The organism is Flavicella sp. (assembly GCF_029238425.1).
Classification (GTDB): domain Bacteria; phylum Bacteroidota; class Bacteroidia; order Flavobacteriales; family Flavobacteriaceae; genus Flavicella.
On record NZ_JAQWGB010000049.1, the window covers coordinates 1 to 6,691 of the forward strand.

Sequence of the window (6,691 nt, forward strand, 5' to 3'; positions counted from 1 at the left end):
ATCATATAATCAATACCTACTTCCGCAAAATTTATTTCATTTGTAGTAAGAAATTCAGTGTTCGAAATTCTTGCTATTGTTTTTTTTACACCTAACTTTTTGCTCAATGCTGCAATGGTTAAGTTCGTGTTTTGAGATTCTGTAACAGCTAAAATCAAATCAGCATTTTCTACCCCAACTTCCTTCAATGATTTGATAGAGGTAGCATCTCCTTTTACGGAAATTACATCTAAATGATCATCAATGTATTTAAGTTTTTTAGGATTTGAATCAATCACAAAGGTGTCTTGAGCTTCGTTTGATAGAAGTTTCGCCAAGTGGAAACCTACGTCTCCTGCACCTGCTATAATAATTTTCATTGAAAATAAATTTATACAAAGATAATGAAGTATTTATTCATTTTTCCTATGAATTTCACAAATAGCGAAAACGTTTCTTTTAAAAAATATGTGAAGAAGTTATCTTATATTTAATAGAAAAAGGGAATATGAAAAATGAATCTTTTACAATTAAAAACTGGGATGCTGCTGATAGACCACGGGAAAAATTGATATTGAAAGGAAAACGAGCCTTGTCTGATGCGGAATTGATCGCTATTTTAATTGGGTCAGGGAATAGGAAAGAATCTGCTGTAGAATTATCGAAAAGAATATTAGCTCATTGCAATAATAATCTGGGTAAATTATTTCAAATGTCTTTGTCTGAGTTGGAAGAGTTTCGCGGAATTGGTGAAGCGAAGGCGGTTTCCATACTTACAGGACTAGAATTAGGAAAGAGATTGCGGATGGCAGATACCATAAAACAAGATAAAATATCAAGTAGTAAAGATGTTTTCGATATCATGGAGCCAATGTTAGGTAGCCTAAGACATGAAGAATTTTGGGTGTTGTTTTTAAATAACTCCAATAAAGTACAGCAAAAAGTATTGCTTAGTAAAGGCGGTTTAACTGGGACGGTTGTGGATGTTAGATTGTTGTTTAAACAAGCATTAGAGCAATTAGCAACAGGGATTATTTTGTGTCATAATCACCCTTCAGGGAATTTAGAGCCAAGCAAAGCAGACAAGGATATAACGGAAAAGATTAAAAATGCCGGACGTAGCTTAGATATTAAACTTCTAGATCATTTAATAATTACAGAAAAAGCTTATTTTAGCTTTGCAGATGAAGCCTTGGTTGTCTAGGTGTATTTGCGATAAATAAAATAATTTCTCCGTAAATGGTATTGGTATATACTCATAAAATAACCCCAAGGCTTACATATATCTTTAAGCATATATTTATTAGAATCTTAAACTCTAAGGTTAGTTTTACAACTAAAATTGAAGAGTTTGTAGCTTTTAATGGAGCGAAATTGAATTATTCAAAAATGCCCTTAGGGAATGAGTTTTTTATTAGATCTTATGATTTGTTGTTTGAACAGGGAATAAATGATATTGAGTTTTCAATTGCCAAATGGGATGAAAATGTTCCTTGTTTTTTCACCGCAGGGAAAAAATCTTCTATTCCGTATGATATATTTGCGGCAAGTTTTTATTTGATGAGCCGGTATGAAGAGTATTTACCTCATGTACAAGACGAGCATGAACGTTTTTCTGTAGAGGAAAGCATAGCGTTTAAAAATGGGTTTTTAAAAAGACCTTTGGTGGATATTTGGGCATTTAAATTTTTAGAGGCTTTAAAAGAAAAATTTCCAGACCACGAATTTGAAAAAAGAGAATTCTCTTATATCAGTACTTTTGATATCAACCAAGCTTATATCTACAGAGCCAAAGGACTTGTTCGTTCTATAGGAGGATTTATGATTGATTTTTTTACATTTAAATTAAGTGCTTTTATAGAAAGAGCTCTGGTATTATTAAAAGTAAAGAAGGATCCTTATGATACCTATGATGAGATTGTTCGCTTAAAAAAAGCATATCAGTTTCCAACGGTACTTTTCTTTTTAATATCCAATGTAAGTACCTATGATAACAATGTGTCCATCACAAAAGATAAATATCGATTGTTGATCAAGTCGATGTCCGATTATGTAAAAGTTGGTTTGAACTTGTCTTATTTTACGATGAAAAAAGAAGACTTGATGAAAAAGGAATTGAAAAAAATGGAATCCATTATCAATACTCCCGTTTCAAAATCAAAACAACATTTATTGAGAAATCATTTACCAGAAACGTATCAGAAATTAATTGATTTGGAGGTAGAAGAAGATTATACCATGGGGTATTCTGATTATTTAGGCTTTAGGGCTAGCACTTGTACTCCTTTTTATTTTTATGATCTTGATTTTGAAATTCAGACACCGTTAAAGGTTTTTCCATTTGCTGTGAATGATTATGCATTGAATGAGGTATTGAGCTTGTCACCCAAACAAGCTTTGTTAAAGGTAAAAGAGTTGTTGCAGGAGGTAAAAGCGGTAAACGGAACCTTTGTGACTTTGTTTCATAATGAAATACTCAGTGATTATGGGATTTGGAAAGGTTGGAAGGGTGTCTATGGTGATGTTTTAGATATGGTGAAGCATGATTAAATATATCAAACGTAAAAATCTTGATACAAAAAAATACGACAATTGTATTGAGAATGCATTGAATTCAAGAGTATATGCTTTTTCTTGGTATTTGGATATTGTTGCAGATAATTGGGATGTTTTGGTGCTTAATGATTATGAAGCAGTAATGCCTTTGCCTTGGAGAAGGAAATATTTAATAAAATACATTTATCAACCTTTTTGGTTACTCCAAGTTGGAGTGTTTCAAAGGGTAGAAGGTGTAGGTTTGGATCTTTTTTTGAAAGAGGTGAAATCTCATTTTTTATTCTCTGAATTGAGAATGAATACGGGGAATCGGTTTAATAAATTTAATGAGAATAGGGTTGAGTCGACCATGCAAGTTATTTCATTAGAGAATTCCTATGAGGAGATTTATTCGAAATATAGTAGAAATAGGAAGAGAGATTGTAAAAAAGCAAAAGAAAATAAATTACAGGAAGTTTGGGGAGATAACCCTTCAAAATTAGTGAATTTATTTAGCGATAATATTGGTGATAGAACCCCTCAAATAAAGCAAAAAGATTATGATACATTATTAAAGTTATTACAGACTTGTGTGAATAAAGGGGTTGGAGAGATGTTGTCTATATATGATACTAATTCAAGGTTAGTCAGTGCTGCATTTTTTATAAATTATAAAGAGAGAGCAACAGAATTAGTTTGTGCTTCAGATTTTGACAACAGATCAAATGGTGGCAATACCTTCTTTAATGATCGCGCAATTTATCGATATCAGACTAGTTATAATTTGTTTGATTTTGGAGGGTCGTCTATGGATACTATATCAAGTTATTATAAAAGTTATGGAGCCAAGGATGAGTTTTATGATTTGATAAAATTCAATAAATTTCCTTCGTTTTTAAAAAAATAGTATACCTATAAAGTTACTTATCATTTTTTAAAAATATATTATAATAGTATAAAAAGGTTAAAGAACTCGCGATACTAGTGAAGAACATGATTGTAGCAGAGGTTATAATAGCCCCTTTGACACCTAGCTTTGGGACGAGATAATAGTTTCCTGAAATATTTAAACCAACAGCTATAAGAACAATGATTAGGTTTATATTTACTTTTCCAATAGAAGATAGAAGATTCCCAAAAAGACCTCTAAGAATTAGAATAGAGGAGACACCCAAAGTTAGAATAAAAAAACTACTATCGTATTTTGAAAAGGTAATATCGAATAAAGATAAGATATTAGGACCCCAAAAATAGGATATGAAAAGTATTACAGCACTGATAGTGCTAAATAAGGAAATATAATTTTTGACATAATTAACAATGTACTTTTTGTCATAAATTCGTTCTGTAATAGTGACATAATCAGTTGTCATAAAAGCCTTGGAAAGAAATAATAAACTTATCGGTATAATTGATATGTATTTATAATCAGTAACATAGGCAGGGTTTGATAAAAGGATACCTATAACCAATATATCTATCGATACCAATAACTGGGAAACAACACTTGTAAAACCTGCGAACAATCCATATTTCCAAAACTCCCAATTAACAATATTTGGTTTATTTTTTATGTTCCATGATAAATCTTTACGACAGAGAGTTGTTACTAGAATTGGGCTTAATAGAAGTGCTAAGACATATCCTTTTTCTTGGAACGAGTAACTTAGAGTTCCAACAAGTAAAACTAGGAAAATGTTATAAAGTACATCTAGCTTAACAGATTTTTTGTTTTGATGAAGAATCCTGTATTGTACTTTAAGTAGTTGAAATAGATATTCAGGAAGAAGGGCTAACGATAAATAAATGATATATGATTTTACTTCGTTATTTTCAAAAGGGAAAAAAAAGCAAACGAATAACAGACAAAATATAATGAGTATCGTAACAAGAACTCCTTTTTTTAGGACATATTTAAATAATTGAATTTTATCTTCTGTTTTTTGCAATAACGGAGCATATCTGATAAGGCTTTGATAAAGTCCTAATCCAGTCAAGGGAATGATAAATAGAATGATGTTATATGAAAATATTACAAGACCAAGTTCTTTATTTGGAATGAGCTGAAGAGCAAGCCAAGATGCAACAAATGAAAACACTCTGGATAAAATTGTTGCAAGAATAACTTGAAATCCAGAACGATTCAAAAAATTTGAAATAAATATCTTTATGTTATTCATTGTTTTACAATTATCACTTTAGTTTTGAAAATGATTCAACACATGTTTGTATTTTTCTTCAAATATGTTAGAAATAGCTCTTGGACTAAAGTTTTGCTCAACATAATTATTCATATCTTCAAAAGAAGCCACCTTTATCTCATCGTTGTAATATTTTAATATTTCATTGAACAGTTGAGTTTCATTATTTTTCCTTATCAGAGAACCAAACTCTTCGGGGAAATATTCTGAGATTCCTCCTACATCGGTAGAGATTACAGGAGTTCCAGAAGAAAAAGATTCGAGTATTACACAAGGAAGGTTTTCGTAATTACTAAAAAGAATAAACAAATCAGCATTTGAGTAATGGACCGAAAGTTCTTCTTGGGAAAGATGGTCTATAAAATTAATATACTGGTTTTTTATTCCCAGCTTTTTAGATTTAACAATATAATCTTGTGGAGCTGAACCAACAATAGTAACTTCAAAATTTTGTATTCTATTTTGTAGATTAAGTATAACATTTAGAATCCCCGAAATGTTCTTATGATCATCCTTTAAGCTAGAAACATGTAGTATTTTAAAAATACTGTTAGAAGTTTTAGGTTTTGAAAAAACAAGTGTGTCAACTACATTCGGAACATCTTGATAATTACCTTTTAATCCAAATGTAATCATGTGATCACTTAAATTCTTAGAGACGGGACATATAATACTAGCATTCTTAGTGATTAAAACACTGATTCTTTTATGAATATAACTAATGTTTTTGTTTTTGGGACTTTGATAGTTAGTCCAATGTTCTGTAATTATATAGGGTGTTTTGTTTTTAAACTTAAGAAATAAAGCAAATATTCCGAAGGGGTAAGTTGAATTTAGATGAACAATTTCAATTTTTGGAATAAGTTTCAGAATTTTTAAGAAAGCTAAACAATAGAGAAATACCTTGAAAAAAGGATTTGATCTTTTTTTAATGTAAGCAATATGAGTTTCAACATTATTCTTTCGATATGTAATTATTTCAGTGTTTTTTTTAAGTAATGGATCTGAAATAATGTGAAGAACTGTTACATTGTTTTTTAAAGCTACCGCTTCAGCATGTCGCTGAATAAAGTCCCCGTTATTTGGTAATATTCTTGAGGGATACCAACCGCATAAAAAGAGTACATTTATTTTTTTGCTCAAAATTCTTCTTTAAATAACAAATATAGTGTTTGTTCATTTGTTCTTCAAAATCTTAACTTTTTTTTAGATAGAAATAATTTGAGTTCAATTTTTTTTCTAAAGAAAAAGAGTGATATTTAAAACATGAAAAAATTTACTTTAATTATAGCAATTCTTTTAATTGGGAATTTCAAGTTCTTTGCCCAAAAAACAATAAACAACTATGCCTATGTTGTAGTTCCAGATCAATTTTCATTTCAAGATTCTAGGGATCAATATCAACTCAATTCATTGACAAGATTTCTATTTGAAAAAGAAGGAATGAAGGTTTTTTGGGATACGGAAAAAATTCCAAGAGAATATGTGATGATGGAATGCGCAGGGTTGAAATTAAAAATGAATAAAAAATCATCCATGTTTAGAACCAAAGTGAATTTTGATTTGATGGATTGTTATAACAATGTTGTTTTTTCAAGTGAGTTGGGTTCTAGTAGCGAAAAAGAGTTTAAAAAAGGATATCAAGAAAGTATAAGAAATACCTTTAAAAGTTTTGCAGCTTTAGATTATGCATACATTCCGCAGCCTGCAGCAGAAGTTCCTGTTGCGGTGGCAGCTATGCCTGCTGTTGATACTTCTAAAAATGTAGAAACAGCGGTTTTGAAAGATGTTTTGATTTATAAAAACGATTCAAATCTATTGATAGAGCTGAAAAAAACAGGAGGGAGTTATATCGGAAAAGTAAAATCAAGTGAATCGATAAACTACACTCAAGGTGATGTGATTTGTAAGTTGTTTGAAACCTCATTGCCGAATGTATTCAAAACACAATGGAAAGATTCCTATGGTAATTTTAT

Annotated in this window: 6 protein-coding genes and 1 pseudogene; 4 read left to right on the forward strand and 3 right to left on the reverse strand. The window is 30.4% G+C overall.

Annotated features, from left to right (window positions below; genetic code table 11):
* Positions 1 to 359, reverse strand: a 359-nt coding sequence (locus tag P8H68_RS03205; RefSeq protein WP_300321517.1) for an NAD-binding protein, incomplete at its 3' end; no start/stop codon positions are given.
* A 128-nt stretch (positions 360 to 487) separates the two neighbouring features.
* Between P8H68_RS03205 and radC the strand changes: the two genes are divergently transcribed.
* From radC to P8H68_RS03220, 3 genes are all read left to right on the forward strand, one after another.
* The gene (radC, locus tag P8H68_RS03210) at positions 488 to 1,183 is read left to right on the forward strand and encodes a DNA repair protein RadC (RefSeq protein ID WP_300321520.1); all 696 of its coding nucleotides are present in this window, start codon (positions 488 to 490) and stop codon (positions 1,181 to 1,183) included.
* Between the two features lie 170 nt (positions 1,184 to 1,353).
* Positions 1,354 to 2,529: a polysaccharide deacetylase family protein gene (locus P8H68_RS03215; protein WP_300321522.1), complete on the forward strand. Its 1,176-nt coding sequence runs from the start codon at positions 1,354 to 1,356 to the stop codon at positions 2,527 to 2,529.
* Entirely contained in the window at positions 2,522 to 3,421 is a 900-nt protein-coding gene (locus P8H68_RS03220) for a hypothetical protein (protein ID WP_300321525.1), read from the forward strand. Before P8H68_RS03215 ends, P8H68_RS03220 begins: the two co-directional genes overlap by 8 nt.
* Before the next feature lie 13 nt (positions 3,422 to 3,434).
* On the opposite strand, the gene P8H68_RS03225 is transcribed toward P8H68_RS03220, so the two are convergent.
* A complete protein-coding gene (locus P8H68_RS03225; protein WP_300321527.1) occupies positions 3,435 to 4,694 on the reverse strand; it encodes an oligosaccharide flippase family protein in 1,260 nt (419 codons plus the stop codon).
* A gap of 18 nt (positions 4,695 to 4,712) precedes the next feature.
* On the reverse strand, positions 4,713 to 5,858 hold the full coding sequence (locus tag P8H68_RS03230; RefSeq protein ID WP_300321530.1) for a glycosyltransferase: 1,146 nt from the start codon (positions 5,856 to 5,858) through the stop codon (positions 4,713 to 4,715).
* Positions 5,859 to 5,981: 123 nt separating this feature from the next.
* Between P8H68_RS03230 and P8H68_RS03235 the strand changes: the two are divergent.
* Positions 5,982 to 6,691 (forward strand): annotated as a pseudogene (locus tag P8H68_RS03235) (hypothetical protein); the annotation flags it as partial.